The 24,704-nt window shown below is 69.6% G+C and carries 21 protein-coding genes and 3 tRNA genes; all 24 read left to right on the top strand.

Annotated elements, in window-relative coordinates; translation table 11 throughout:
• Positions 1 to 403 precede the first annotated feature (403 nt).
• On the top strand, positions 404 to 1,168 hold the full coding sequence (locus tag MCAG_RS11115; protein ID WP_198141537.1) for a GntR family transcriptional regulator: 765 nt from the start codon (positions 404 to 406) through the stop codon (positions 1,166 to 1,168).
• A complete protein-coding gene (locus MCAG_RS32405; protein WP_007073060.1) occupies positions 1,158 to 1,928 on the top strand; it encodes a GNAT family N-acetyltransferase in 771 nt (256 codons plus the stop codon). The genes MCAG_RS11115 and MCAG_RS32405 overlap by 11 nt, the downstream gene beginning before the upstream one ends.
• Positions 1,929 to 2,218: 290 nt before the next feature.
• Complete coding sequence (locus tag MCAG_RS11105) at positions 2,219 to 2,773, top strand: hypothetical protein (protein ID WP_007073059.1); 555 nt, start codon at positions 2,219 to 2,221, stop codon at positions 2,771 to 2,773.
• 922 nt (positions 2,774 to 3,695) lie between these two features.
• Complete coding sequence (locus MCAG_RS35655; RefSeq protein WP_255348983.1) at positions 3,696 to 3,821, top strand: hypothetical protein; 126 nt, start codon at positions 3,696 to 3,698, stop codon at positions 3,819 to 3,821.
• A 111-nt stretch (positions 3,822 to 3,932) separates the two neighbouring features.
• Positions 3,933 to 6,467, top strand: coding sequence for a bifunctional diguanylate cyclase/phosphodiesterase (locus MCAG_RS11100; protein ID WP_007073057.1), 2,535 nt, complete (start codon positions 3,933 to 3,935; stop codon positions 6,465 to 6,467).
• Positions 6,468 to 6,592: 125 nt separating this feature from the next.
• A tRNA-Thr gene (locus MCAG_RS11095) sits at positions 6,593 to 6,665 on the top strand.
• A 25-nt stretch (positions 6,666 to 6,690) separates the two neighbouring features.
• Positions 6,691 to 6,763 (top strand) — tRNA-Met (locus tag MCAG_RS11090).
• Between the two features lie 133 nt (positions 6,764 to 6,896).
• Entirely contained in the window at positions 6,897 to 7,064 is a 168-nt protein-coding gene (gene rpmG, locus MCAG_RS11085) for a 50S ribosomal protein L33 (RefSeq protein ID WP_007073056.1), read from the top strand.
• A gap of 123 nt (positions 7,065 to 7,187) precedes the next feature.
• Positions 7,188 to 7,634 carry a MaoC family dehydratase N-terminal domain-containing protein gene (locus MCAG_RS11080; RefSeq protein ID WP_007073055.1) on the top strand — a complete coding sequence of 149 codons (447 nt, stop codon included), beginning with the start codon at positions 7,188 to 7,190 and terminating at the stop codon, positions 7,632 to 7,634.
• A 1-nt stretch (position 7,635) separates the two neighbouring features.
• Positions 7,636 to 8,028 carry a MaoC family dehydratase gene (locus tag MCAG_RS11075; protein WP_007073054.1) on the top strand — a complete coding sequence of 131 codons (393 nt, stop codon included), beginning with the start codon at positions 7,636 to 7,638 and terminating at the stop codon, positions 8,026 to 8,028.
• A 127-nt stretch (positions 8,029 to 8,155) separates the two neighbouring features.
• Positions 8,156 to 8,228 (top strand) — tRNA-Trp (locus MCAG_RS11070).
• A 211-nt stretch (positions 8,229 to 8,439) separates the two neighbouring features.
• On the top strand, positions 8,440 to 8,835 hold the full coding sequence (gene secE / locus MCAG_RS11065) for a preprotein translocase subunit SecE (protein WP_007073053.1): 396 nt from the start codon (positions 8,440 to 8,442) through the stop codon (positions 8,833 to 8,835).
• 38 nt (positions 8,836 to 8,873) lie between these two features.
• Positions 8,874 to 9,596: a transcription termination/antitermination protein NusG gene (gene nusG, locus MCAG_RS11060; protein WP_007073052.1), complete on the top strand. Its 723-nt coding sequence runs from the start codon at positions 8,874 to 8,876 to the stop codon at positions 9,594 to 9,596.
• Between the two features lie 183 nt (positions 9,597 to 9,779).
• Positions 9,780 to 10,211, top strand: coding sequence for a 50S ribosomal protein L11 (gene rplK, locus MCAG_RS11055; protein WP_007073051.1), 432 nt, complete (start codon positions 9,780 to 9,782; stop codon positions 10,209 to 10,211).
• Positions 10,212 to 10,296: 85 nt separating this feature from the next.
• Positions 10,297 to 11,010 (top strand): 50S ribosomal protein L1, encoded by a 714-nt coding sequence (rplA, locus tag MCAG_RS11050; RefSeq protein ID WP_007073050.1) that lies wholly within the window; start codon positions 10,297 to 10,299, stop codon positions 11,008 to 11,010.
• Positions 11,011 to 11,088: 78 nt separating this feature from the next.
• Positions 11,089 to 11,991 carry an ATP-binding cassette domain-containing protein gene (locus MCAG_RS11045; RefSeq protein ID WP_036373088.1) on the top strand — a complete coding sequence of 301 codons (903 nt, stop codon included), beginning with the start codon at positions 11,089 to 11,091 and terminating at the stop codon, positions 11,989 to 11,991.
• The gene (locus MCAG_RS11040) at positions 11,988 to 12,677 is read left to right on the top strand and encodes a hypothetical protein (protein ID WP_007073048.1); all 690 of its coding nucleotides are present in this window, start codon (positions 11,988 to 11,990) and stop codon (positions 12,675 to 12,677) included. Before MCAG_RS11045 ends, MCAG_RS11040 begins: the two co-directional genes overlap by 4 nt.
• A gap of 330 nt (positions 12,678 to 13,007) precedes the next feature.
• A complete protein-coding gene (rplJ, locus tag MCAG_RS11035; RefSeq protein ID WP_007073047.1) occupies positions 13,008 to 13,556 on the top strand; it encodes a 50S ribosomal protein L10 in 549 nt (182 codons plus the stop codon).
• A gap of 52 nt (positions 13,557 to 13,608) precedes the next feature.
• Positions 13,609 to 13,992, top strand: a complete 384-nt coding sequence (gene rplL, locus MCAG_RS11030; RefSeq protein WP_007073046.1) for a 50S ribosomal protein L7/L12 — start codon at positions 13,609 to 13,611, stop codon at positions 13,990 to 13,992.
• Between the two features lie 578 nt (positions 13,993 to 14,570).
• Positions 14,571 to 18,002 (top strand): DNA-directed RNA polymerase subunit beta, encoded by a 3,432-nt coding sequence (locus MCAG_RS11025; RefSeq protein WP_007073045.1) that lies wholly within the window; start codon positions 14,571 to 14,573, stop codon positions 18,000 to 18,002.
• A 117-nt stretch (positions 18,003 to 18,119) separates the two neighbouring features.
• Positions 18,120 to 22,004, top strand: a complete 3,885-nt coding sequence (locus tag MCAG_RS11020) for a DNA-directed RNA polymerase subunit beta' (protein ID WP_007073044.1) — start codon at positions 18,120 to 18,122, stop codon at positions 22,002 to 22,004.
• Between the two features lie 167 nt (positions 22,005 to 22,171).
• Positions 22,172 to 22,540 carry a hypothetical protein gene (locus MCAG_RS11015; RefSeq protein WP_007073043.1) on the top strand — a complete coding sequence of 123 codons (369 nt, stop codon included), beginning with the start codon at positions 22,172 to 22,174 and terminating at the stop codon, positions 22,538 to 22,540.
• A 762-nt stretch (positions 22,541 to 23,302) separates the two neighbouring features.
• Entirely contained in the window at positions 23,303 to 23,671 is a 369-nt protein-coding gene (locus MCAG_RS11010) for a hypothetical protein (protein ID WP_036376838.1), read from the top strand.
• A 764-nt stretch (positions 23,672 to 24,435) separates the two neighbouring features.
• A partial coding sequence (rpsL, locus tag MCAG_RS11005) for a 30S ribosomal protein S12 (RefSeq protein ID WP_007073041.1) occupies positions 24,436 to 24,704 on the top strand: 269 nt, incomplete at its 3' end.

Below are 24,704 nucleotides of genomic sequence, written 5' to 3'. Positions count from 1 at the left end.
ACAGCGGGCCGGGGAAAGCTCCCGGGCGGGGGCCGCGCCGTAACAGCGCGACCCCCGTCGACAGGGGCGATCAGTGGCAGAAGCAACCGCGCGCCAGATCCGCCCACTCGGCCCGCTCGCTCGGGATCTACCGAGGTCGGCCACCGTGTGGATCAAGGCAGGCATACCGCAGACGAATCAACGCGGCGCTTCATGCTGTGGAGTTGTCAACTAACGACCTGATCCGGCGTCCCATGGGCGTACGACCACGACGGGTCGCCGTTCCCCGAGCCATCCGGCCGGCTTGTGTTGCTTGAGGCCCAAGGTGTCACAAGCTGGAGAGGCGAGTCAAGCCCCATGGAGCTTCTTGTGGCCCAAAGGCGGCCATGTTGCGCTTGCAGCCCTGAGCGGGGACAGTGGACGGGTGGACACGAAACCGCGATATGAGCAGGTCGCACTACGTCTACGCGGGCGGATCGCCTCGGGGGAGCTGAGCCCCGGTGATCGCATGCCGTCCGAGAATCAGCTCAGCACCGAGATGGACGTGAGCCGGGACGTCGCCCGGAAGGCGCTTCAGTTGCTGGTCAACGAGGGCTTGGTCGAATCCCTCGGCAGGCAACAGGGCTACCGGGTGCGCGACGTCCAGCCCTTGACGTACCACGCCACCCGGTCCGAGTTGGCGAGCCGGCGGCGCGGCGCTACCGCCGATATCTGGATGACGGACGTGATCGAGGCGGGGCGGCGACCGGCCATCGCGCTTAGCGTCTACATGGACAAGCCTTCCGCCGAGGTTGCCGAATTGCTCGGCATCGATCAAAGTGAGGATGTCGCGGTTCGGCGTAGGCTGCGTCTCGTTGATGACCAGGCATACGCCATTTCAATTGCTCACTTCGCGCCGTGGGCCGTAAAGAAGGTGCCTGACTTGGCGAGTCCCGCCGATTTGCAGCCAGGGCCGGCGGCCCTGCTTTCCCGAGCGGGGCATGATCCAGTACGAATCATGGATCGTGTACGGCTACGAATGCCGACTCCCGATGAGCGGGACATTCTACGGATGCCGCCGGGTGTTCCAGTCGCCGTGCACATCCGGACGCCGTACGACGACGCAGGAACGGCTGTCCGAGTAACCGTTACCATCCTTCCCGGCGACCGCTGGACGCTTGAGTACGAGGTGAATCCCCGTGACGTCTGATCTGCACGTCGAGCCGGCGCATGAGGAAGAACTATCAATCGTCTTATCGATACTCGACGATGCAGCAGAGTGGCTGCATCGCCAGGGCATCGACCAATGGCCGGCCTCATTCAGCCGCGATGCCACCTGGCGCACCGACCGAATCAGGGCATACATACGGCAAGGCTGCACGTACCTCGTGCGAGAGCCGGGCGGCACTGCGGTGGCAACTTTTACCCTAACCCCTGGCGCGGATCCGCAATTCGCGCACGGCTGGCCTGATGGCCCGGATGTCGGCGGCTACGTCTTTCGAATGGCCGTACGCCGGTCCGCTGCCGGACAAGACCTCGGCTCGCGAATCCTCGATTGGGCCGGGCGGGAAGTCTGGCGGTGGGGACGGAAATGGCTACGGGTCGACGTCCACCGGCACAATCCAGAGCTACAGGCGTATTACGAAGGGCTGGGCTTTACTCGTGTTGCCGAGGTTATCGCGCCCGACCTTTCGACTCCCGGCCGTATTCGTGGCTCCGGTACCCTCATGCAACGGCCAGCAGAGCCAGGGGAGGAAGCCGTGGCAGACCAGTATGACCCGCACGGTACCGCCGGAGCGCTGATCGAAGCGGCGAACATGATCACGCAGCTTCGTAGCGACCCGCCACCCCTGGTCGAAGACCCGTGGAACACCGCGCTCGAACAGGCGGCTAGGTTGCTGGAGACGGAAGCTATCCGGATCAAGCAGGCGTGCGGCATGTACCACCGGGCGATGGGCTCGGGTGACTAGCTGATCGAGGGCATGGACCGCTAACCGGTGTCGAGTCGCATGCGTGTCACCGAACGTGGCGCTGCGGGCATTGGTGCTGGTCAGAGGCTCGCGCTTGGCGCTCTGTAAATCCGTCGCGAAAGCTACAGAGGTTCGAATCCTCTACCCGCCACCAGGGAACGGAAAGGCCTCTGACCTGCGGAGACGCAGGTCAGAGGCCTTTGTTGTCTCCTGCCGCGGTTGACCGTCGTTGCCCCCGATCAACCGCTCGATCGGGCACGCGACGGGCACGGGAAGCGTGAGGTGTCTGGATGGCGCTGCGGCCTGCCGACGAGCATTTGGTGCATCAGGCAGTTGAGGGCGTTCGGGTGTACCTGGATGACCTCGCTGACCTGATCTCGAATCTCTCCGACCACGGACCAATCGCGGTCGAGATCGCTCACAGTGATGGCGAGAGGTCTGTCGCTGACTCAGTGGATGACCTGGTGGGCAGGACCGACGTGTTAGAGGTGACAATCGCCCTCCTTGAGCCGCGTCGGTCGGGGCTTGTATCGCCGCGCAGGCCTCTAGAGGTCGAGGCAGGCTACGGCGTGAGCTACAGGGTCGACCCGGACCGTGTCGACCTCCGGCGGGTAGCTGATCACTTTATGAGAACCCTGGAGAAGACCAGCCACCCGTGGTGGAAGCGCCTTCTCCGACCGATCTACGGGCGTGACGTTGAACTGATCTTTGAGCGCCGTAGCAGCGTCAAGGAGGCGAAGGCTCGCAAGCACCATGAGTACAAGATCGCCCTTGTCTCCGGCTTCGTTGGAGCAGTGATCGGAGCTGTTGGGACGGTCGTTGCTGCGTTGGCGGCGGGGAAGTGAGCTGCAAGCGGTCAAAGGATCCCCTCGTCGGGCAGTTGTAGACCTTCCAGCCTCCCCGGACGGGGACAAGGTAAAGCGCCCTACCGGACGAACGACCTTGGCCCCGTCCGGGGAGGCTGGCCCTTGTGGTGCCCGGCGAGGAGATCCGGCGACTGATTTCTGAGGAGGGTCGGGTTTCGGGGCAGAGCCCCGAGGCAACTGCACCGATCCCGCCGCGCTGCTCGTCGCCCCGCCCCTGAGTGCGGCCTCGAACAGCAGGGAATGCTAATCAGTGGCCGTTGTCCTCCGTTTCGCTCGCGGATACGACTCGCTGTCGTACCACTACCGGGCCGGCGATGCCGAGGACGGCCATTACACACCTGGCTCTCCGGGTTGCACCGGCGCCCACCGGCCTCGGCAACGGGCGCAGGTCGAGCGGCCCCGTCGCCTGGTGCCCACCGGGGCCTTGCTCCGTGCCGATGCCATGCCGGCCATGTGGCGGTGTCCCGGCCTCCGGATACCGCCATCTCGCCGACATGACAGCCCTGCCCAGCCTCGCCCAGACAGCCCCGCCCCACCCCGCAGCCCGCCAGTCCCGCCCTGCAGGGGTCGACGAGGGTTTGGGACGAAGGTCTCTTTCGATATCTCGTCCGCTGTGGTGTGCTGTTTGCGATGCGTGGCGCCAGGGGGCTGGAGCAAGCACTCAATTGAATTTCTGTGATTAGCGCGCTAGGTCCGAGTGTTCGCCAAATGAAGGACGGCGTGGAACGCGGGAACGCAGGGGTATCACCCCGCCAGGCAGGGCGTCCTGCCGATCGGTCGGACTTGCTGCCGTCCAGGCGGAGCCAGGCCGCTGAGGGCTTTGTTGCCCTCAGTGGGTGTGGCACCATCATGGAATCTTCACGCCCCCCGTGCTGCCCGTTTCGTGACAGGAGCCCCACAGATGCCTACTCAAAAGCTGGGTCGGCTGCTCGGCATGACCCTGATGCTCTTCGCGCTCGCCTCCGCCTCTGTCGCCGGTGTTCCGGCCTTGGGCGACCTGGTGAGCCTTGAGTTCGAGTGGAACTAGGTTCTTCGCCGTTCGTGTGACACCCGCCGCCGCCCGGCCACCCACCGGGCGGCGGCGGCAGCGACCAGCCATCGGCGCGGAGTTCACTCTCGGTGACGACAGGGGAGCAGGATGACGAGCCGAGCGGCAGCCGTGCGGCGACGTGGGACGGACCTCGCCTGGCTGATCACCGGGCCGTTGGCGTTTCTCGCGGTCGTCTGCTGCCTACTGATCGCGCTGGTCGCGGAAGACAAGCCGTACGGCAAGTGGGGCATGGGCCTGCTGCTGCTCACGGCCCTGGTAGCCGCCCATCTGCCGGTGCTGAGCTTCATCGTACGGCGGCAGACGCTCTCCGCCACGATCACCGAGATCCCGCTGGTCCTGGCACTCTATTATCTTCCGCCCCTGACCCTGGTGCTGGTGGCCACCCTGGCCGCCCTGATCGCCCAGCTACGGCGGCGGCTCGGCCCGGCCAAGTTCGCCTTCAACGTCGCCCGGTCCGCCGCGGCGACCTCGCTCGCCGGCCTGGTGCTGTTGGCGCTGCCCCCGATCCGGGGCGTGGGGCCCGGCACCTGGGGCATCCTCTTCGCGGCTGTCAGCACCATCACGCTGGTCACCCTCGCCGCCGTGGTCGGCGTGATCACGCTGCTCCAGGGCTGGCAGGCCGGGCTGGAGGTGGTCCGGACGTCCACCGTGCCGCTGCTCGCGGCGGCGGTGAACGCGACCGTCGGCCTGATCATCCTGCTCGCGCTGAAGGCCACCTACTGGTCGCTGTTGCTGCTCGGCGCGCTCGCGGTCACGGTGGCGCTGGTCTACCGGGCGTACGCCCAGTTCCTCCGCCAGCACCGCACGTTGGCCGACATCTACGAGCTGACCCGGGCGATGACCCGCAGCGGTCAGGACGGCACGCTGCCGGACGCGCTGCTCGGCCGGGTCCGCGCCCTCATGCAGGCCGAGTACGCCACCCTGTGGCTGCCCGCCCAGGGCCGCCACCCCGAGGTGTTGCTGACCGCCCGGATGGACGGGCGCGGCCTGCTCGACTTCTCGAAGATCCCGTCAGCGGTGCGGGAACGGGTCGTGCGACAGCGGCAAACCGTCGCGCTCGGCGCGCGGCTCGGCGGGGACCGGGAGCAGTTGGCCATGCTCCGGGCCGCGTCGACCAAGGACGCGATCGTCGTGCCGCTGCGCTCGGGCGAGGCGGTGATCGGCACCCTGGAGGTGGTCAACCGGCTCAGCGACGTCGGCCACTTCACCCCGGCGGACGTGCCGGTGATCGAGACCGTCGCCGCGCACGCGGCGGTGGCCCTGGAGAACTCCCGGCTGGTGGACCGGCTGCGCCACGACGCGTACCACGACACGCTGACCAAGCTGCCCAACCGGCGCCGGATCAGCGCGGCGCTCGACGAGGCCGTGAAGATCCGGGCCCCGGGCGAGGTGGTCGCGGTCCTGTTGTTCGACGTCGACGGGCTGCGCCAGGTCAACGAGTCGCTCGGCCACGCGGCCGGTGACCAGGTCCTCGCCGAGGTGGCCGTGCGGCTGCGCGCGTCCGCCCCCTCCTCGGCGTTGGTCGGCCGGGCCGGCGGCGACGAGTTCCTGGTGACGTTGCGGCTGGAGAACGCCGAGGCGGCGCTGGAGTTGGCGGCGCGGCTGCGCGAGGAGATCCGCGCCGAGATGGTCTTCGACGCGTTCACCCTGGACGTGGACACCGCAGTCGGGGTCGCCGTGCACCCGGATCACGGCAGCGACGCCGCGACCCTGCTGCAACGGGTCGACCTGGCCGCGATGGCGGCGAAGTCCATGCCCGGCAGCATCCAGTTGTTCAACCCGGCCCTGGAGTCCCGGTCGCTACGCCGCCTCGGCCTCGCCGGCGACCTGCGCAAGGCCCTCGACGACGGCGCTCTGGAGGTCTACTTCCAGCCCAAGGTGACGTTGCGGGATCGCCGGCTGGTCGGGGTGGAGTGCCTGGCCCGCTGGGAGCATCCGGCGCACGGCGACGTCGCCCCGGAGGACTTCGTGGCGGTGGCGGAGCACACCGGCCAACTCGGCCGGCTCACCGAGGTGGTGCTCCGGGAAGGGCTGCGGCGCAGCCGGGACTGGTCGCACGCCCAGCAGCCGCTCGCCGTCGCGGTCAACCTCTCCGCGCGTACGCTCACCGACCCGCACTTCCCCGACCGTGTGCGCGAACTGCTCGCCGAGTACGACGTACCCCCGCAGCGGCTCACCTTCGAGATTCGCGAGGCCGGGGTGCTGGACGGCACGGACCGCCCGATCCCGACCCTGCGCCGGCTGCGGGATCTCGGCGTTCGGCTCTCCGTGGACGACTTCGGTACCGGTTCCTCCTCGCTGGCCTATCTGCGCCGGCTGCCGGTGCACGAGGTGAAGGTGGACCGCTCCTTCGTGCAGGGCATGGCGACCGACCCGGGGGACCTGGCCATCGTCAACGCCGTGGTGACCCTCTCCCAGCAGTTCGGCCTCGCGGTGGTGGCCGAGGGCGTGGAGAGCGAGCTGACCCTGGAGCTGCTCCAGGACATCGGCTGTGAGATCGGCCAGGGTTTCCTGTTCAGCCGGCCGCTGCCGTACGAGCGGCTGGAGGCGTGGTTCGGGGCGCAGTTGGAGTCCGAGGCGCTCGTCGGCCCGGACGTCCGGCGGCTGCGCATCGTCCCCTGATCATGGCGGTTGGCGCCGCTGATCTGGGAGGATGTTGCGACGCGCGACAGCGGGGGGATCCGATTTCACCTCCGGCGCGGGGCCGTGTACTCTTACCTCTGCGCGGCCACCGAGTGATCGCGCAGGCCCCCTTAGCTCAGTCGGCAGAGCGTCTCCATGGTAAGGAGAAGGTCTACGGTTCGATTCCGTAAGGGGGCTCAGAGGGTCCGGCTGGACCCGCCACGGCGGTGTAGCTCAGATGGCAGAGCAAGCGGCTCATAATCGCTGTGTCGCCGGTTCAAGTCCGGCCACCGCTACTCTCGTCCTCCGGGCCAGCTTCCGGTGGTCGATGGGATGGGCGCCATAGGCGCCCACTTTGCATGTCCGCGTCGCCAGCGCGTAGGCTGAGGCGCTGTAGTTGTTGACCGTTAGCGAGGAAGGCACTCCGCCGTGGCGAAGGCTACCGATGTCCGGCCGAAGATCACTTTGGCGTGTGTGGAGTGCAAGGAGCGCAACTACATCACGCGCAAGAACCGCCGCAACGACCCGGACCGCATCGAGCTGAAGAAGTTCTGCCCCCGGGACGGTCGGCACACGGTCCACCGCGAGACCCGCTGATCCACCACCGGCTCGCGCCGGTCAGTACGACACCCGATTGCCGATCCGGAGCGGGCGCGCGGCCTTGCGGCCGACCGCCCGCCCCCGGGTCGGCTTTCGTGCTTTCCGTGTAGGTTCTCGGGCATGCCCTTGGACCCGTCCTTCGTCGGCCGGACCTATCCGCCGACCGCCCCCTACCAGGTGGGCCGTGAAAAGATCCGCGAGTTCGCCACCGCGATCGGCGCCGCCCACCCGGCGCACCACGATCCGGAGGCCGCCCGCGCGCTCGGGCACCCGGACGTGGTCGCCCCGCCGACCTTTCCTGTGGTGCTCACCATGGCCGCCACCCAGCAGATCGTCGACGATCCGGCTCTCGGGGTCGACTACAGCCGGGTGGTCCACGGCGACCAGCGCTTCGCCTACACCCGGCCGGTGGTGGCCGGCGACGAGCTGGTCTGCGTGAACACCATCGAGGACATCAGCAGCCGCAGCGGGCACGACTTCCTGACCACCCGCACCGACGTGAGCACGGCCGCCGGCGAGCCGGTGGTCGCCGTCTGGTCCAAGATCGTCGTACGCGGGGAGGCCTGACATGGAGCTGCCCACCAAGACCTTCCGGGTCACCCGGGCCGATCTGGTCCGCTACGCGGGCGCCTCGGGCGACTTCAATCCGATCCACTGGAGTGACCGGGTCGCCACCAAGGTCGGCCTGCCCGGGGTGATCGCGCACGGCATGTTCACCATGGCCCTGGTCGGCCGGGCGGTCGCCGAGTGGGCCGGCGCGCCCGACGCGGTGGTCGACTACGGGGTCCGGTTCGCCCGCCCGGTGGTCGTCCCGGACGACGACGCCGGCACCGAGATCGAGGTGAGCGCGAAGGTCCGTGAGGGTGCCGGAGAGGGCCTGACCAGGCTCGACATCACCGCGACGTGCCGGGGCGAGAAGGTGCTCTCTCAGGCCCGGGCGGTGATCCGGACGCCCGGCTGAGGGGTTTCCGCCACGCGGGTGGGCAGACAGGTTGGGAAAGTCGCGCCGCTACCCGTACACTGGTCCGCCGTGGGGCAAGTGACCCCGCCCGGTGCGTCATGGCCGGGTTGGGCGAGCGTTGCCGCACAGGGGTGTAGCTCAATTGGCAGAGCAGCGGTCTCCAAAACCGCAGGCTGCAGGTTCAAGTCCTGTCACCCCTGCGCCTCAGGCCTGACCGTTCCCGTGGGTCGCGCCGCCAACCGGCGGCGTCCGGCCCGTGGTGGTGGCATCGGCGGGGTGGGTTCCGAGGCATCGGGCCCGTCCGTTGATCCGCCGGCCGCGGCCCGTCGCGGGACGGTTGGCCCGGCCGGCGTGACCAGCGCCGCGTACGCCGCACCGGCGTGCGACCCGATTCCCGCGACGGAGGGCGAAGTGGCCGAGAACAAGCGGCGCAGCGAGGACGCCGGCGACGACGACCGTCTGAACGACGAGGTCGTCGACGACGTGGCCGCCGACGACGACGCCACCGACGCGGACGAGCCGGTCTCCCGTGGTGGCACGGCGACGCGGGCGCGGGCCAAGGCCGAGTCGGCCGACGAGAGGAAGACCCGCAAGGACACCGAGCGGGTGGGGCTGTTCGCCCGCATCGCGCGGTTCTTCCGCGAGGTCGTGGCCGAGCTGCGTAAGGTCATCTGGCCGACCCGCAAGGAGCTGCTGACCTACACCGCGGTAGTGGTCACCTTCGTCGCTGTGATGCTGACGATCGTGGCCGGCTTGGACTTCGCCTTCGCGAAGGGCGTGCTGTGGGTCTTCGGCAACCCCAGCTGACCGGCTGATCAAGCCGATAGTGACGGAAGTGAGCGAGCGTGCCTGAGTACGACGAGACCGCCGAGACCATGGACGAGCAGTCCGCGGTGGCGACGGCGGCCAACGATGAGTCGGTCGAGGCCGCCAGCGAGCTGGACTTCCCGACCACCGAGCCTGCTCCGGACGAGGAGTACGACCCGGTGGCGGAGCTGCGCCAGAAGCTGCGCTACGCGCCGGGCGACTGGTACGTGGTGCACTCGTACGCCGGTTACGAGAACAAGGTCAAGACCAACCTCGAGACCCGGATCACGTCCCTCGACATGGAGGACTACATCTACCAGGTCGAGGTGCCGACCCGGGAAGAGGTCGAGGTCAAGAACGGCAAGCGGTCCCAGATCCAGGCCAAGGTCTTCCCGGGCTACATCCTGGTCCGGATGGAGCTGACCGCCGAGTCGTATTCCTGCGTGCGGAACACCCCCGGCGTCACCGGCTTCGTGGGGGCGACCGACCGGGCCGACCGTCCCGCCCCGCTGAGCCTCGACGAGGTCCTCAAGTGGCTGGCCCCGACGGTCGAGACCGAGCAGAAGAAGGCCAAGCCCGAGGTCAAGGTCCTCGACTTCGAGGTCGGCGACTCGGTGACCGTCACCGACGGCGCGTTCGCCTCGCTGCCGGCGACGATCAGCGAGATCAACGCCGACCAGCAGAAGCTCAAGGTGCTGGTGTCGATCTTCGGTCGGGAGACGCCGGTCGAGTTGAACTTCAACCAGGTCACCAAGATCTGACGTTCCCTCTCGCCGGCGGTGGGCAGCGGCCCGTCGCCGGCGAGATCGTGCCGCCCCCTCGCCGGACCTCGGCGTAGGGGGCGGTGGAGCGTTGCGCTACCCTAGAACGTCGGCTGTCGCATCGCGCTGACCGTGCGCGCCCTCGGCCGGCACCTTTCCCAGTTCCAAGCCCCAGGAAGAGACATGCCTCCGAAGAAGAAGCTCGTCAAGACTTTCACGCTTCAGCTGAAGGCGGGCCAGGCCACGCCGGCGCCGCCGGTCGGCCCCGCGCTCGGCCAGCACGGCGTGAACATCATGGAGTTCTGCAAGACCTACAACGCGCAGACCGAGTCCCAGCGGGGCGACATCGTTCCCGCCGAGATCAGCGTGTACGAGGACCGCAGCTTCACCTTCGTCCTGAAGACCCCGCCCGCCGCCCGGCTGCTGATCAAGGCCGCCGGTGTGCAGAAGGGCTCCGGCGTCCCGCACAAGGAGAAGGTCGGCTCCGTCACCCGCGCCCAGCTGCGGGAGATCGCCGAGAAGAAGATGGTCGACCTCAACGCCAACGACATCGAGCAGGCTGAGAAGATCATCGCCGGCACCGCCCGGTCAATGGGCCTGACCGTCGCCGACTGACCTCGCCGCACCGCTTCACCCGAAAAGTTCGTGGGAGGGCACGCGGACAGCCGCGGCCCGCCATAGACCACAGGAGTAACCAGAAATGCAGCGCAGCAAGACCTACCGCAAGGCCGCCGAGGTAATCGACCGGTCGAAGCTCTACACCCCGGCCGAGGCGGTCAAGATCGCCAAGGACACCACCAGCACCAAGTTCGACGCCACGGTCGAGGTCGCCATGCGCCTCGGCGTCGACCCCCGCAAGGCGGACCAGATGGTCCGCGGCACGGTCAACCTGCCGCACGGCACCGGCAAGACCGCCCGCGTGATCGTCTTCGCCGCCGGCGCGAAGGCCGAGGAGGCCGTCGCCGCGGGTGCGGACGAGGTGGGCACCGACGAGCTCGTCGCCCGGATCCAGGGCGGCTGGCTGGACTTTGACGCGGCGATCGCCACGCCGGACCAGATGGCCAAGATCGGCCGGATCGCGCGGATCCTGGGCCCGCGCGGCCTGATGCCGAACCCGAAGACCGGCACGGTGACCATGGACGTCACCAAGGCCGTCGCGGACATCAAGGGCGGCAAGATCACCTTCCGGGTGGACAAGCACTCCAACCTCCACCTGATCATCGGCAAGGCCTCCTTCTCCGAGACCCAGCTGATCGACAACTACGCCGCCGTCCTCGACGAGGTGCTGCGGGCCAAGCCCTCGGCGGCGAAGGGCAAGTACCTGAAGAAGGTCACCCTCACCACCACGATGGGTCCGGGCGTGCCGGTCGACCCCAACCTGATCAAGAACCTCCAGGAGGGCGCCGAGGCCTGAGCACCACTGCCTCACCGGGGCCCCGCCACGACTCGTGGCGGGGCCCCGTCCGTCTGTCGGATGTGGCACGCTCGCGGCATGCGATGGGAGGATGTCTGGCTCCGGTACCGCCGGCGCGATCCGTGGGTGCTGCGGCAGGCGAACCTGCGGCTCGGCGCGGGCGAGGCTGCGGTCGTGCTCGGCCGCAACGGCGTCGGCAAGTCCACCCTGCTCCAGTTGGCGGCGGGGGTGCTCCGGCCGGCCCGGGGCCGGATCGTCGACCGGCCGCGGCACGTCGGCTGGGTCCCGGAGCGGTTTCCCGCGGACCAACCGTTCACCGTGGGCCGGTACCTCACCGGCATGGCCCGCGTCGCCGGGCTGGGCGGGGCGGAGGCGGACCGGGCCGTCCGGCGGTGGACCGAGCGGCTGGGCCTCACCCCGTTCCACGGGGCGCGGCTGCCCGAGCTGTCCAAGGGCACCGCCCAGAAGGTCGGCCTGGCCCAGGCGATGCTCCGCCGGCCCGGTCTGCTCATCCTCGACGAGCCCTGGGAGGGCCTGGACGCCGCCGCGCGGGACCTGGTCCCCGCCCTGATCGACGAGGTGCTGGCGGCCGGTGGGTCGGTGCTGGTCAGCGACCACCGGGGCGAGACCGCGCGGCTGCCGGGCGCCGCGCGCTGGACGGTCGCCGACGGCACCGTCACCGCGCACGCCCCGGCCGACGCGCAGCCCGGGGAGATCGTCGTGGTCGAGGTCGCGGTCCCGGCCGCGCGGGCCGCCGGTGCCGTGGCCCGGCTTCGCGCCGACGGCCACCACGTCCTTCGGGTACGCGCCGACCCCGTTGCGCCCGACGCCCCCGTTGCCGCCGGAGGGCCGGCCTTCCCCGGCCCCGTGATCGACGCCCCACCCGCCCCGCCAGCTCCACTCGGGGCGGCACCCGGGGCGGTGGGCTCGGAAGCCGGGGCGGTGGACACCTCCGGGCCGGCCGGGCAGGTGCTGAGGTGACCGCGCTCGTGCGGCTGCGGCTGGCCGGCTTCCTGCGTACCGGAAGGGCGGTCGCCCCGCTGCTGGCCGGCCTGCTCGCCCTCGGCGTCCTCTACGGCGGGGGCCGGGCCCAGCCGGCGGAGGCGTACGGCGTGTCGGCGGTGGTGCTCTTCCCGGTGCTGGCGTGGCAGACCAAGATCCTGCTCGACGTCGAGCCGGACGTGCAGCGTCGGCTGGCCCTGGTGCTCGCCGGGGCGGCCCGGGAGCGGGCCGCCGGGCTGCTGGCGGCGCTGTTGGCCGGGCTCGGCACGGTCGCCGTCGCGCTGGTCTTCCCCTGGCTGGTGGGTGGGGTGACCAGCCAGGGGGAGCCGGGCGGCCGATCGGTGGCCGCCGGCGTGGCCCTCGGCGTCTGGGCGCACCTGCTCGCCCTGCCGGCCGCGGTGGCGCTCGGCGCGCTGGCCAGCCGGGCCGTGACGGGCAGCGCCGGGTACGGCGTCGCGGTGCTGACGCTCGGCGCGGTCGGCTCGCTGGTCCTCGGCCTGTCCTCCTCCGTCGTGCCCTGGCTGGCGCCCCCGCTCATGCCGGTGGCCAGGGCCACCGCCGCCGGTCCGTCCGCGGCCACGGTGGCCCTGCTCACCGCGTGGGCCACCGCCTGGAGCGCGACGGTGCTCGCCGGGTACGCCTGGTGCCGCCGCGCCCGCGCCTGAGGGCCCGGGCACCGGGAGAGTGACGGGGCGCACCCGGGGGCGATTTGGTGCTCACGGGGCGTGTCGCGTAACCTTGCGGCGAAGTACCACCCAGAGACCGCTGGTCACCGTGCCCCGGCACGGTCGAAGGTCCCGATCCGACGGGCGACCCGCGCAGGGCGGCAAGCGAAACTCGGCTGTGTTCCCGTGGTCCGCCGACCACGGTGCGACGGCCGGCCCTCGCCCCGTGCGCCCTGCGCCGGGGCTTTTCTCGTTGTCGCGGCCCTCCGATACCCGGAAGCCCACCCGGCTTCCCGGTGGATCAGCCTGGAGCAACGAGAGAGGAGGGACATGGCGGACAAGCCGATCCGGGCCGACAAGGCCACGGCCGTCGCTGAGCTGACCGACAGCTTCCGCAACGCGGGCGCTGCGGTGCTGACCGAGTACCGTGGTTTGACGGTTTCCCAGCTCACCCAGCTGCGGCGCTCGCTCGGCAAGGAGACCACCTACACGGTCGCGAAGAACACGCTGGCGAAGCGTGCCGCGGCTGACGCGGGCATCTCCGGCCTCGACGAGCTGTTCACCGGTCCTACCGCGCTGACTTTCGTTTCGGGCGACGTCGTCGAGGCGGCGAAGGGGCTTCGCGACTTCGCGAAGGCCAACCCGAAGCTCGTCATCAAGGGCGGCGTCTTCGAGGGCAAGGCCATTTCCGCGGCCGAGGTCACGAAGCTCGCCGACCTGGAGTCCCGCGAGGTGCTGCTGGCCAAGCTGGCCGGCGCGATGAAGGGCAACCTGAGCAAGGCCGCGGCCCTGTTCCAGGCTCCGCTCTCCAAGGCCGCCCGCGCGGCGGCCGCCCTGGCGGACAAGAAGCGCGAGCAGGAGGGCGCCGAGGCGGCCTGAGGCCGCGCGGCGCACCCACGTTCTTAGTCAACTGTTAGAAAGGACGCCAGCCATGGCGAAGCTCAGCACCGACGAGCTGCTCGACGCGTTCAAGGAGATGACGCTGATCGAGCTCTCCGAGTTCGTGAAGCAGTTCGAGGAGACCTTCGAGGTCACCGCGGCCGCCCCGGTCGCCGTCGCCGCCGCGGGCGCCGCCCCGGCCGCCGTCGAGGCCGAGCCGGAGAAGGACGAGTTCGACGTCGTTCTCGAGGCCGACGGTGGCAAGAAGATCCAGGTCATCAAGGTCGTGCGCGAGCTGACCGGCCTGGGCCTGAAGGAGGCCAAGGACGCGGTCGAGGCCGCGCCGAAGGCCATCCTTGAGAAGGTCAACAAGGAGACCGCCGACAAGGCCAAGGCCAAGCTCGAGGGCGAGGGCGCCAAGGTCACCCTCAAGTAATTGAGGTAGGACTCAGGCGCGTCCGGCTCAGCTCACGTGAGCCTGGGCACATCGCGTCGCGGCGGGCGGTGATCCGAATTTGGGTCACCGCCCGCTGTGTTGGTGTCGTGACTCCCTGACAGCGTCGTGAGCAGGGGCGGCGGCGCTTCGCGTCCAGCGGCGCGGGGCGCCGGGCGGTCGCCCATCGGTGGGAAACACCTGTCGCGCACGAGACCGGCCCTTGACGCGGCCCCTGGCTGCCAGGCACGCTGACACAGCAAGACCTTCCGCGCTTGCGACGGCCACCCTCCGGGTAGTGGCAGCGGCGGCACCATCGTCCGCAGCACCCGGGCGGTCCGTGGGTATGCCGCGTTCCGAGCGGCCCGGTGAGGCCCCGTTTCGGGGGCCCCGAGGCACGTTCCGCGACGACCTGCGGGTTGGGCTGGACAGCGGTTAGCCTCTCGGCTACACTGCTAGTTTGCGCTGCCTTCCGACTTGACCCCTGCGCAGAAATGTCCGATTACGGGTATTTCTGGTGGGGTCATTGGAGTGCACGCGTACCAGCCGTTCTGCAGCACCGGTCCTCGGAAGGACGCATCTTGGCAGCTTCCCGCCCTGCGAAGACCAGTCGTACGTCGAGCGCTTTCGCGCCTCGCCGAGTCTCATTCGGCAGGATCACCGAACACCTCGAGGTCCCCAATCTCCTCGCCATCCAGAACGAGTCCTTCGACTGGCTCGTCGGCAACGAGGCTTGGCAGGGCCGGTCGGCGGACGACCCGCACGCACGCTCGGGTCTCGCGGAAATCCTCGACGAGATCAGTCCCATTGAGGACTTTTCTGGCACTATGTCGCTCTCCTTCTCGGCGCCGCGCTTCGACGAGGTCAAGGCCTCGATCGAGGAGTGCAAGGAGAAGGACTTGACCTACTGCGCCCCGCTGTTCGTGACGGCGGAGTTCACCAACAACACCACCGGCGAGATCAAGAGCCAGACGGTGTTCATGGGTGACTTCCCGATGATGACGCCCAAGGGCACGTTCATCATCAACGGCACCGAGCGCGTCGTGGTCAGCCAACTCGTCCGGTCCCCGGGCGTCTACTTCGACAAGCAGCCGGACAAGACCTCCGACCGCGACCTTTCCAGCGTCAAGGTCATCCCGAGCCGGGGTGCCTGGCTGGAGTTCGACATCGACAAGCGCGACACGGTCGGCGTCCGCATCGACCGCAAGCGCCGGCAGGCCGTCACGGTCCTACTCAAGGCAATCGGTTGGTCGGCCGAGCGGATCCGCGAGAAGTTCGGCTGGTCCGAGCTGCTGATGACGACGCTCGAGAAGGACCACATCGCCGGCCAGGACGAGGCGCTGCTCGACATCTACCGCAAGCTCCGCCCTGGCGAGCCGCCGACCCGCGAGAACGCCCAGACCCTGCTCGACAACCTCTTCTTCAACCCGAAGCGGTACGACGTCGCCAAGGTCGGTCGGTACAAGTTCAACAAGAAGCTCGAGCTGAGCGTGCCGATCACCACCGGCACGCTGACCGAGGACGACATCGTCGCCACCGTGGAGTACCTGTGCCGGCTGCACGCCGGCGAGGACGGCTACGAGGCCGACGACATCGACCACTTCGGCAACCGGCGCCTGCGCACCGTGGGCGAGCTGATCCAGAACCAGGTGCGCGTCGGCCTGTCTCGGATGGAGCGGGTCGTCCGCGAGCGGATGACCACCCAGGACGTCGAGGCGATCACGCCGCAGACCCTGATCAACATCCGCCCCGTCGTGGCGGCGATCAAGGAGTTCTTCGGCACGTCGCAGCTGTCCCAGTTCATGGACCAGACCAACCCGCTGGCGGGCCTGACCCACCGGCGCCGGCTGAGCGCGCTCGGCCCGGGTGGTCTGTCCCGGGAGCGGGCCGGCTTCGAGGTCCGCGACGTGCACCCGTCCCACTACGGCCGGATGTGCCCGATCGAGACGCCGGAAGGCCCGAACATCGGCCTGATCGGCGCGCTCTCCACCTTCGCCCGGGTCAACCCGTTCGGCTTCATCGAGACGCCGTACCGGAAGGTCGTCGACGGTCGGGTCACCGACCAGATCGACTACCTGACCGCGGACGAGGAGGACCGGTTCGTCAAGGCACAGGCCAACGCGCCGCTGAAGGCCGACGGCACGTTCGTCGAGGACCGCGTCCTGGTCCGCCGTAAGGGTGGCGAGACCGAGGACGTCGCCCCGGGCGCCGTGGACTACATGGACGTCTCGCCGCGGCAGATGACCTCGGTCGCGACCGCGATGATCCCGTTCCTTGAGCACGACGACGCCAACCGGGCGCTGATGGGCGCGAACATGCAGCGCCAGGCGGTGCCACTGGTCAAGGCGGAGTCGCCGCTGGTCGGCACCGGCATGGAGTACCGCGCCGCCGTCGACGCCGGCGACGTGGTCGTGGCCGAGGTCGGCGGTGTCATCGAGGACCTCTGCGCCGACTACATCACCATCCACCAGGACGACGGCCACCGCCGGACGTACCTGCTGCACAAGTTCCGCCGCTCCAACGCCGGCTCCTGCGTCAACCAGAAGCCGGTGGTCTTCGAGGGCGACCGGGTAGAGGCCGGCCAGGTCATCGCCGACGGTCCCTGCACCGACGAGGGCGAGATGGCGCTCGGGCGCAACCTGCTGGTGGCGTTCATGTGCTGGGAGGGCCACAACTACGAGGACGCGATCATCCTGTCGCAGCGCCTCGTGCAGCAGGACGTGCTCACCTCGATCCACATCGAGGAGCACGAGGTCGACGCGCGGGACACCAAGCTCGGCCCGGAGGAGATCACCCGGGACATCCCGAACGTCAGCGAGGAGATGCTCGCCGACCTCGACGAGCGCGGCATCATCCGGATCGGCGCCGAGGTCGTCCCCGGCGACATCCTGGTCGGCAAGGTCACGCCGAAGGGCGAGACCGAGCTGACCCCGGAGGAGCGGCTGCTCCGCGCGATCTTCGGCGAGAAGGCGCGCGAGGTTCGGGACACCTCGCTGAAGGTGCCGCACGGCGAGACCGGCACGGTCATCGGCGTGCGGACCTTCTCCCGCGAGGACGGCGACGAGCTGCCCCCGGGCGTCAACGAGCTGGTCCGGGTGTACGTCGCCCAGAAGCGGAAGATCCAGGACGGCGACAAGCTCGCCGGCCGGCACGGCAACAAGGGCGTCATCTCGAAGATCCTGCCGATCGAGGACATGCCGTTCCTGGAGGACGGCACCCCGGTCGACATCGTGCTCAACCCGCTGGGTGTGCCGTCCCGGATGAACATCGGCCAGGTGCTGGAGACGCACCTCGGCTGGGTGGCCAAGACGGGGTGGAGCGTCGACGGCGACGACGCCGAGTGGAAGCGCCAACTGCGCTCCATCGAGGCGCACGAGTCCGAGCCGGACACCAACGTGGCCACTCCGGTCTTCGACGGTGCCCGCGAGGAGGAGATCTCCGGTCTGCTCGCGTCGACCCTGCCCAACCGGGACGGCAAGCAGCTGATCGGGTCCTCCGGCAAGGCGCAGCTGTTCGACGGTCGCTCCGGCGAGCCGCTGCCGGACCCGATCGCGGTCGGTTACATCTACATCCTGAAGCTCAACCACCTGGTCGACGACAAGATCCACGCCCGGTCGACCGGCCCGTACTCGATGATCACGCAGCAGCCGCTGGGTGGTAAGGCGCAGTTCGGTGGCCAGCGCTTCGGTGAGATGGAGTGCTGGGCGATGCAGGCGTACGGTGCCGCGTACGCCCTGCAGGAGCTGCTGACGATCAAGTCCGACGACGTCCTGGGCCGGGTGAAGGTCTACGAGGCGATCGTCAAGGGCGAGAACATCCCGGAGCCGGGCATTCCGGAGTCGTTCAAGGTGTTGCTCAAGGAACTGCAGTCGCTGTGCCTCAACGTCGAGGTGCTCTCCAGCGACGGTGTGGCCCTGGAAATGCGCGAGACCGACGACGAGGTGTTCCGGGCAGCGGAGGAGCTGGGCATCGACCTGTCCCGGCGCGAGCCGAGCTCGGTCGAAGAGGTGTGAGGTGGTGGTTCGGGCAGGGTGACCGGCTCCAGGCGGTCAGCTTGATCCTTCCGCCGGTCACCCTGCCCCGAACCCCCCGATTTAGCTAGCTTTAAAGACGACGACATAGGGGACATAGTGCTCGACGTCAACTTCTTCGACGAGCTGCGCATCGGTCTCGCCACCGCCGACGACATCCGTCAGTGGTCGCACGGCGAGGTCAAGAAGCCCGAGACGATCAACTACCGCACCCTCAAGCCGGAAAAGGACGGGCTCTTCTGCGAGAAGATCTTCGGTCCGCAGCGGGACTGGGAGTGCTACTGCGGTAAGTACAAGCGGGTCCGGTTCAAGGGCATCATCTGCGAGCGCTGCGGCGTCGAGGTGACCCGATCCAAGGTCCGTCGGGAGCGGATGGGGCACATCGAGCTGGCCGCTCCGGTGACCCACATCTGGTACTTCAAGGGCGTGCCGAGCCGGCTGGGCTACCTGCTGGACCTCGCTCCGAAGGACCTCGAAAAGATCATCTACTTCGCCTCGTACGTCGTGACGAGCGTGGACGCCGAGTCGCGTCACCGTGACCTCTCGACGATCGAGAACGAGATCCTCGCCGAGAAGCGGCAGTCCGAGAACAGCCGCGACTCGGAGATCGAGAAGCGGGCCGCCAAGCTGGAGGCCGACCTGGCCGAGCTGGAGGCCGAGGGCGCGAAGGCGGACGTCCGGCGCAAGGTCAAGGAGGGCGGAGAGCGCGAGATGCGCCAGATCCGCGACCGGGCCCAGCGCGAGATCGACCGCCTGGACGAGGTGCTCGACACCTTCCGCAAGCTGGAGCCGAAGCAGCTGGTCACCGACGAGCTGCTCTACCGGGAGCTGCGCGACCGGTTCGGTGAGTACTTCACCGGCGGCATGGGTGCCGAGGCGATCAAGGCGCTCGTGCAGAACATGGACCTCGACGCCGAGGCCGAGAGCCTGCGCGAGACCATCCGCTCCGGCAAGGGCCAGCGGAAGATCCGGGCGCTCAAGCGGCTCAAGGTCGTCGCGGCGTTCCTGAACACCCGCAACTCGCCGCTCGGCATGGTGCTGGACTGCGTCCCGGTCATCCCGCCGGACCTGCGCCCGATGGTGCAGCTCGACGGTGGCCGCTTCGCGACCTCCGACCTGAACGACCTGTACCGCCGCGTGATCAACCGGAACAACCGCCTCAAGCGGCTGATCGATCTCGGTGCGCCCGAGATCATCGTCAACAACGAGAAGCGGATGCTCCAGGAGGCCGTCGACGCGCTGTTCGACAACGGCCGCCGGGGCCGGCCGGTCACCGGTCCGGGCAACCGCCCGCTCAAGTCGCTGTCCGACATGCTCAAGGGCAAGCAGGGCCGGTTCCGGCAGAACCTGCTCGGCAAGCGCGTCGACTACTCCGGCCGTTCGGTCATCGTGGTCGGCCCGAAGCTGAAGCTGCACCAGTGCGGCCTGCCCAAGCAGATGGCGCTGGAGCTGTTCAAGCCGTTCGTGATGAAGCGGCTGGTCGACCTCAACCACGCGCAGAACATCAAGTCCGCCAAGCGGATGGTCGAGCGGCAGCGGCCGGTCGTGTGGGACGTGCTGGAAGAGGTCATCGGCGAGCACCCGGTGCTGCTCAACCGCGCGCCGACCCTGCACCGCCTGGGCATCCAGGCATTCGAGCCGCAGCTGGTCGAGGGCAAGGCGATCCAGATCCACCCGCTGGTCTGCACGGCGTTCAACGCCGACTTCGACGGCGACCAGATGGCGGTGCACGTGCCGCTGTCCGCCGAGGCGCAGGCCGAGGCGCGGATCCTGATGCTGTCGTCGAACAACATCCTCAAGCCGGCGGACGGCAAGCCCGTCACCATGCCCACCCAGGACATGGTCATCGGCCTGTACCACCTCACCCACCTCACCACCGGCGAGAAGGGCGAGGGCCGGGCGTTCAGCTCGGACGCCGAGGCGCGGATGGCGTTCGACGCCGGCGAGCTGCACCTGCAGGCGCCGGTGCGGATCCGCCTGCGCGGGCTGGTCGGGGTCGACAACGGTGCTGGCGAGCCGTGGGTCGCGCCGGAGGGCTGGGTCGAGGGTGAGCCGCTCACCGTCGAGACCACCCTGGGCCGGGTGCTGTTCAACGAGACGCTGCCGCAGGGCTACCGCTTCGTGAACTACGAGATCCGCAAGGGTCAGCTCTCCGCGATCGTCAACGACCTCGCCGAGCGCTTCCCGAAGGTGGCCCTCGCGGCCACCCTCGACGGGCTCAAGGAGGCCGGTTTCCACTGGGCCACCTGGTCCGGCGTGACGATCGGCATGGAGGACGTCATCGCTCCGCCGCGCAAGCGGGAGATCCTGGAGCGGTACGAGAAGGAAGCCGACCGGATCGACAAGCAGTACCAGCGGGGTCTGATGACCGCCGAGGAGCGTCGCGGCGAGCTCATCGAGATCTGGACCAAGGCGACCAACGAGGTCGCCAAGGAGATGGACACCGCGCTGCCGCAGGAGAACCCGCTGTGGAAGATGATCAACTCGGGTGCCCGCGGTAACCTGCTCCAGCTCCGCCAGATCGCCGCGATCCGTGGTCTGGTGGCCAACCCGAAGGGCGAGATCATCCCGCGGCCGATCAAGGCCAGCTACCGGGAGGGTCTGTCCGTGCTGGAGTACTTCATCTCCACGCACGGTGCCCGTAAGGGTCTCGCCGACACCGCGCTGCGGACCGCCGACTCGGGTTACCTGACCCGTCGTCTGGTGGACGTCTCGCAGGACGTCATCATCCGCGAGGAGGACTGCGGCACCGACCGGGCCATCCCGATGCAGATCGGCGAGCGGCGCGACGGCAAGCTGTACGTCCACGAGCACGCCGAGACCAGCGTGCACGCCCGGACGCTGGCCGACGACATCAAGGGCCCGGACGGCAACATCGTCGCCCACCGGGGCCAGGACATCAACTCCATCCTGGTCGACGCGATCGTCGCTGCCGGGACGGAGACGGTGCGGGTGCGCAGCGTGCTCACCTGCGAGTCGAAGCTGGGCGTCTGCGGGGCGTGCTACGGCCGCTCGCTGCCGACCGGCAAGACCGTGGATGTCGGCGAGGCGGTCGGCATCATCGCCGCCCAGTCGATCGGTGAGCCCGGTACGCAGCTGACGATGCGTACGTTCCACACCGGTGGTGTCGCAGGTGAGGACATCACCCAGGGTCTGCCCCGGGTTCAGGAGATCTTCGAGGCCCGCGTCCCGAAGGGCAAGGCGCCCATCGCCGACACCCCCGGCCGGATCCGGATCGAGGACGGCGAGCGGTCGCGGAAGATCATCGTGGTGCCGGACGACGGCTCCGACGAGATCGTCTACGACAAGATCTCCAAGCGGGTCCGGCTGCGGGCCCACGACGGCGACCACGTCGAGGTCGGCGAGAAGCTCACCGAGGGCACCATCGACCCGCACGAGCTGCTGCGCATCCTCGGCCCGCGCGCGGTCCAGGTCCACCTGACCCAGGAGGTCCAGGAGGTCTACCGCTCGCAGGGTGTGCTCATCCACGACAAGCACATCGAGATCATCATCCGCCAGATGCTCAAGCGGGTGACGGTGATCGACTCCGGCTCGACCGAGTTCCTGCCGGGCGTGCTCGTCGACCGGGCGCTGTTCGAGTCGGAGAACCGCCGACTCGTCTCCGAGGGCGGCGAGCCCGCCGCCGGTCGCCCGGTGCTGATGGGTATCACCAAGGCCTCGCTGGCCACGGACTCCTGGCTGTCGGCGGCCTCCTTCCAGGAGACCACCCGGGTGCTGACGGACGCGGCGATCCACGCCCGCAGCGACTCGTTGATCGGCCTCAAGGAGAACGTGATCATCGGTAAGCTCATCCCGGCCGGTACGGGCATCAGCAAGTACCGCAACGTCCGGGTCGAGCCGACCGAGGAGGCCAAGGCCAAGGTCTACTCGATGACCGGTTACCCGGAGACCGACTACGGCTTCGGGCCGGCCAGCGGGCAGGCCGTGCCGCTGGACGACTTCGACTTCGGGTCGTACCGCTAGATCACGCACTGACGACGAGGCCCCCGGTGAACCGCCGGGGGCCTCGTCGCGTTCCGTCGCGTGCGCAGGCGGCCATGGCGGCGACATGGCGGTGTCGCCCAGCCCGGGATGCCACCATCTTCCGCGGCCGGCTGGGATCGTCGCCGGGGGCGGGCATGATGGAGGGCATGACGACCGCACCCGGGCAGGTGCCCGTCGCGCAGCATGGGGCACGCCACCCGTTCGACCCGGACCCGGTGCGCTCCAGCAAGGCTCGGGCGGTCTTCGCCCTCGGCCTGATGGGCGCGCTGACCGGGCTCTTCGTCGGCGGGGTGGTGCCGGCCACGCTCGCTCTCGTGCTGGCTCGGCAGGCCCGCCGGGAGGCGTACGCCTCGGGAGGCTTCCTTACCGGCGCGGCCTGGCTGCGGCGGGGGGAGCGGCTGGCCTGGACGGGGCTGGTCCTGGTGGCGGCGACCGTGGTGGTGGCCCTGGTGGTCGGCCTGGTCCGGATGGCCGGTGCACCGTTCGGGCACGACTACGCCCCGAACGTGGACTGACCGTCCCGGGGGGACGGGTCGACGCGCGGCCACGGGGTTGGCGGGGCGGCGGTAGCCTGGCCGGTGTCCGTCGCGCGGCGGTGGGCGACGATCGGTGACAGGAGGCCCCTCGTGACGGAACCGGCGCGGCCCTCGGGCGAGTCGGCGGAGGGAGCCACCGCACCCTTAGGTCCGGCGGGGTCTCCGGCATCGCCGGAGGAAAGCCCGTGGGCCCGGCCCGCCCCCGGCGCGAACCCGGAGGCCCCGGACACCCCCATCGAGTACGCCCCGACGACCGGGGGCACCGGGCCCTCCCCGGGCCCGTTCCCGCAGCCCGATCCGTTCCCACAGCCCCATCCGTACCCGGGGCCTGGTCCTGGCCCGGAGCCGGGTCCTGGCCTGGCTGCCGACTCCGCCTCGCAGCCGAGCCCCGTGGCGCAGCCGAGTTCCGTGGCGCAGCCCGGCTCCGTGCCGGAGGCCGGTCAGCCGTCGCCGACCGTCCCCGGGGTGGTGCACTCCGATCACGCCTCGCAACTGGTTCACGCGCCGCAGCCGGGCTCGGCAGTCGGGCCGCAGCCGGGCCACGCGCCCCCCTGGTACGGGCACCCGGTCGCGGGCCAGCCGGCCGTCGCACCGGCGAGTTACCCGGGCCAGCCGGCAGGTGTGCCGGCGAGTTACCCGGGCCAGCCGATGGGTGGCGCCTTGGGTGTGCCGGGGGCCGGCTGGGGGCGGGTGCCTGCGCCGCCGAGGGAGTCCGCCCGGCCGCCCAAGCGGGTCGACCCGGTGCCGGGCACCCCGTTCGGCGTGGTGCACCTCGACGTGCCCCCGGTCACTTCCGGGCTCGCGATCGGTTCCCTGGTGGCGGGCGTCGCCTCCACCCTGGTGTCGCTCCTGGTGATCTGCCTGGGGGCCATCGCGGGCACGCAGGGCGCCTGGGCCGCCGGCGTGTTCACGCTCCTCGGGCTGCTGGCGGGCACGGCGGCCGTGGTGGCGGGCCTGCTCGGCAGGCGACAGATCCGACGCCCGGCGCCCCCGCCGGCGGTGCGTTTCACGGGCAGGGGCCTGGCGGTGGCCGGGATCAGCTGTGGCGCGGCGGGTCTCGTGCTCAGCCTGCTGGGCTTCGGCCTGGCCCTGCTGCTCGCCCTGAGCTGAGCCGCGCGCCGCCGCCGACGCGGGCGACGTGTCCGCTCCCGGCTCCGTCCGGCCGCGTCTCGGTCCGGGCAGGTGTACGTGCGTCGTCTGTCGGGCCGCGTCTGGGTCCGGCGGGGTGCACGCGTCGTCACCGGCGGCGTGGGAGGTCGCCCGGTGGGGATGACGTGTCGCCGAGATGGGGGTAACAAGCTGGCCGGGATGCCGCAATGACGCCGGCACGGCGGTGGGCCGGGGCAAGGTACGGCGGTGGGCCGGGGCAAGGTCGAGGGATGCGCGTGTCGGGGCGGGCGTGTCGGAGGGCGCTACCCCGGGCCGCCGGGCCGGGTCCGGCGCAAGCCGTTACACTTGTTTCCGTAGGTGCCCATCGCGGATGGGCAGGCGCGACGGTTCGGCCACCAGAGCGGTGACGCTGCTCTCCGGGCCCCTCCGTTTTGACCTGTGCGACTGTGATAGGTACTCTTTCCCCTTGTGCCCGGGCCCGCCCGGGCAACTCGTGCGTGCGCTGGACCCGATTGCCGGTGATCGCGCGGCAGCATGACAGAGCCAAAGACCCGGCCCGCGGTGACCGCGTTCCGGTGACAGAAATCCGGTGCGCGCGCAAGCGGCGGCACCGGGACCGTGATCTGGGCGACACGCCCGACCGCGGGTGCCGGGACCTCCGCAAGGCGGGCCTGGTTGGAATGTAGGAGAGCCTTCCCACGAGGGGTGGCTACGAGCAGACGGCGCGGTCGCCGGAAGGCGACCGAAGGGAGCGGAGAAACCCGGTGCCCACGATCCAGCAGCTGGTCCGAAAGGGCCGCCAGGCGAAGACGAGTAAGACCAAGACCCCGGCGCTGAAGGGTTCCCCTCAGCGGCGCGGCGTGTGCACCCGCGTGTACACCACCACCCCCAAGAAGCCGAACTCGGCGCTGCGCAAGGTCGCTCGTGTCAAGCTCAGCAGCCAGATCGAGGTGACCGCCTACATCCCGGGCGTGAGTCACAACCTGCAGGAGCACTCCATCGTGCTCGTTCTAGGCGGCCGGGTGAAGGACCT

This window comes from Micromonospora sp. ATCC 39149, from assembly GCF_000158815.1.
Taxonomy (GTDB): domain Bacteria; phylum Actinomycetota; class Actinomycetes; order Mycobacteriales; family Micromonosporaceae; genus Micromonospora.
This window is presented reverse-complemented; position numbering and strand designations above follow the sequence as displayed.

Bases quoted from the DNA above. Each gene is read 5' to 3' on its own strand.
- rplA (WP_007073050.1), top strand. From the start codon at position 10,297: ATGCAGCGCAGCAAGACCTACCGCAAGGCCGCCGAGGTAATCGACCGG.
- MCAG_RS11045 (WP_036373088.1), top strand. From the start codon at position 11,089: ATGCGATGGGAGGATGTCTGGCTCCGGTACCGCCGGCGCGATCCGTGG.
- MCAG_RS35655 (WP_255348983.1), top strand. From the start codon at position 3,696: ATGCCTACTCAAAAGCTGGGTCGGCTGCTCGGCATGACCCTGATGCTC.
- rplK (WP_007073051.1), top strand. From the start codon at position 9,780: ATGCCTCCGAAGAAGAAGCTCGTCAAGACTTTCACGCTTCAGCTGAAG.
- MCAG_RS11080 (WP_007073055.1), top strand. From the start codon at position 7,188: ATGCCCTTGGACCCGTCCTTCGTCGGCCGGACCTATCCGCCGACCGCC.
- MCAG_RS11075 (WP_007073054.1), top strand. From the start codon at position 7,636: ATGGAGCTGCCCACCAAGACCTTCCGGGTCACCCGGGCCGATCTGGTC.
- rplJ (WP_007073047.1), top strand. From the start codon at position 13,008: ATGGCGGACAAGCCGATCCGGGCCGACAAGGCCACGGCCGTCGCTGAG.
- rplL (WP_007073046.1), top strand. From the start codon at position 13,609: ATGGCGAAGCTCAGCACCGACGAGCTGCTCGACGCGTTCAAGGAGATG.
- MCAG_RS11105 (WP_007073059.1), top strand. From the start codon at position 2,219: ATGGCGCTGCGGCCTGCCGACGAGCATTTGGTGCATCAGGCAGTTGAG.
- MCAG_RS11100 (WP_007073057.1), top strand. From the start codon at position 3,933: ATGACGAGCCGAGCGGCAGCCGTGCGGCGACGTGGGACGGACCTCGCC.
- MCAG_RS11015 (WP_007073043.1), top strand. From the start codon at position 22,172: ATGACGACCGCACCCGGGCAGGTGCCCGTCGCGCAGCATGGGGCACGC.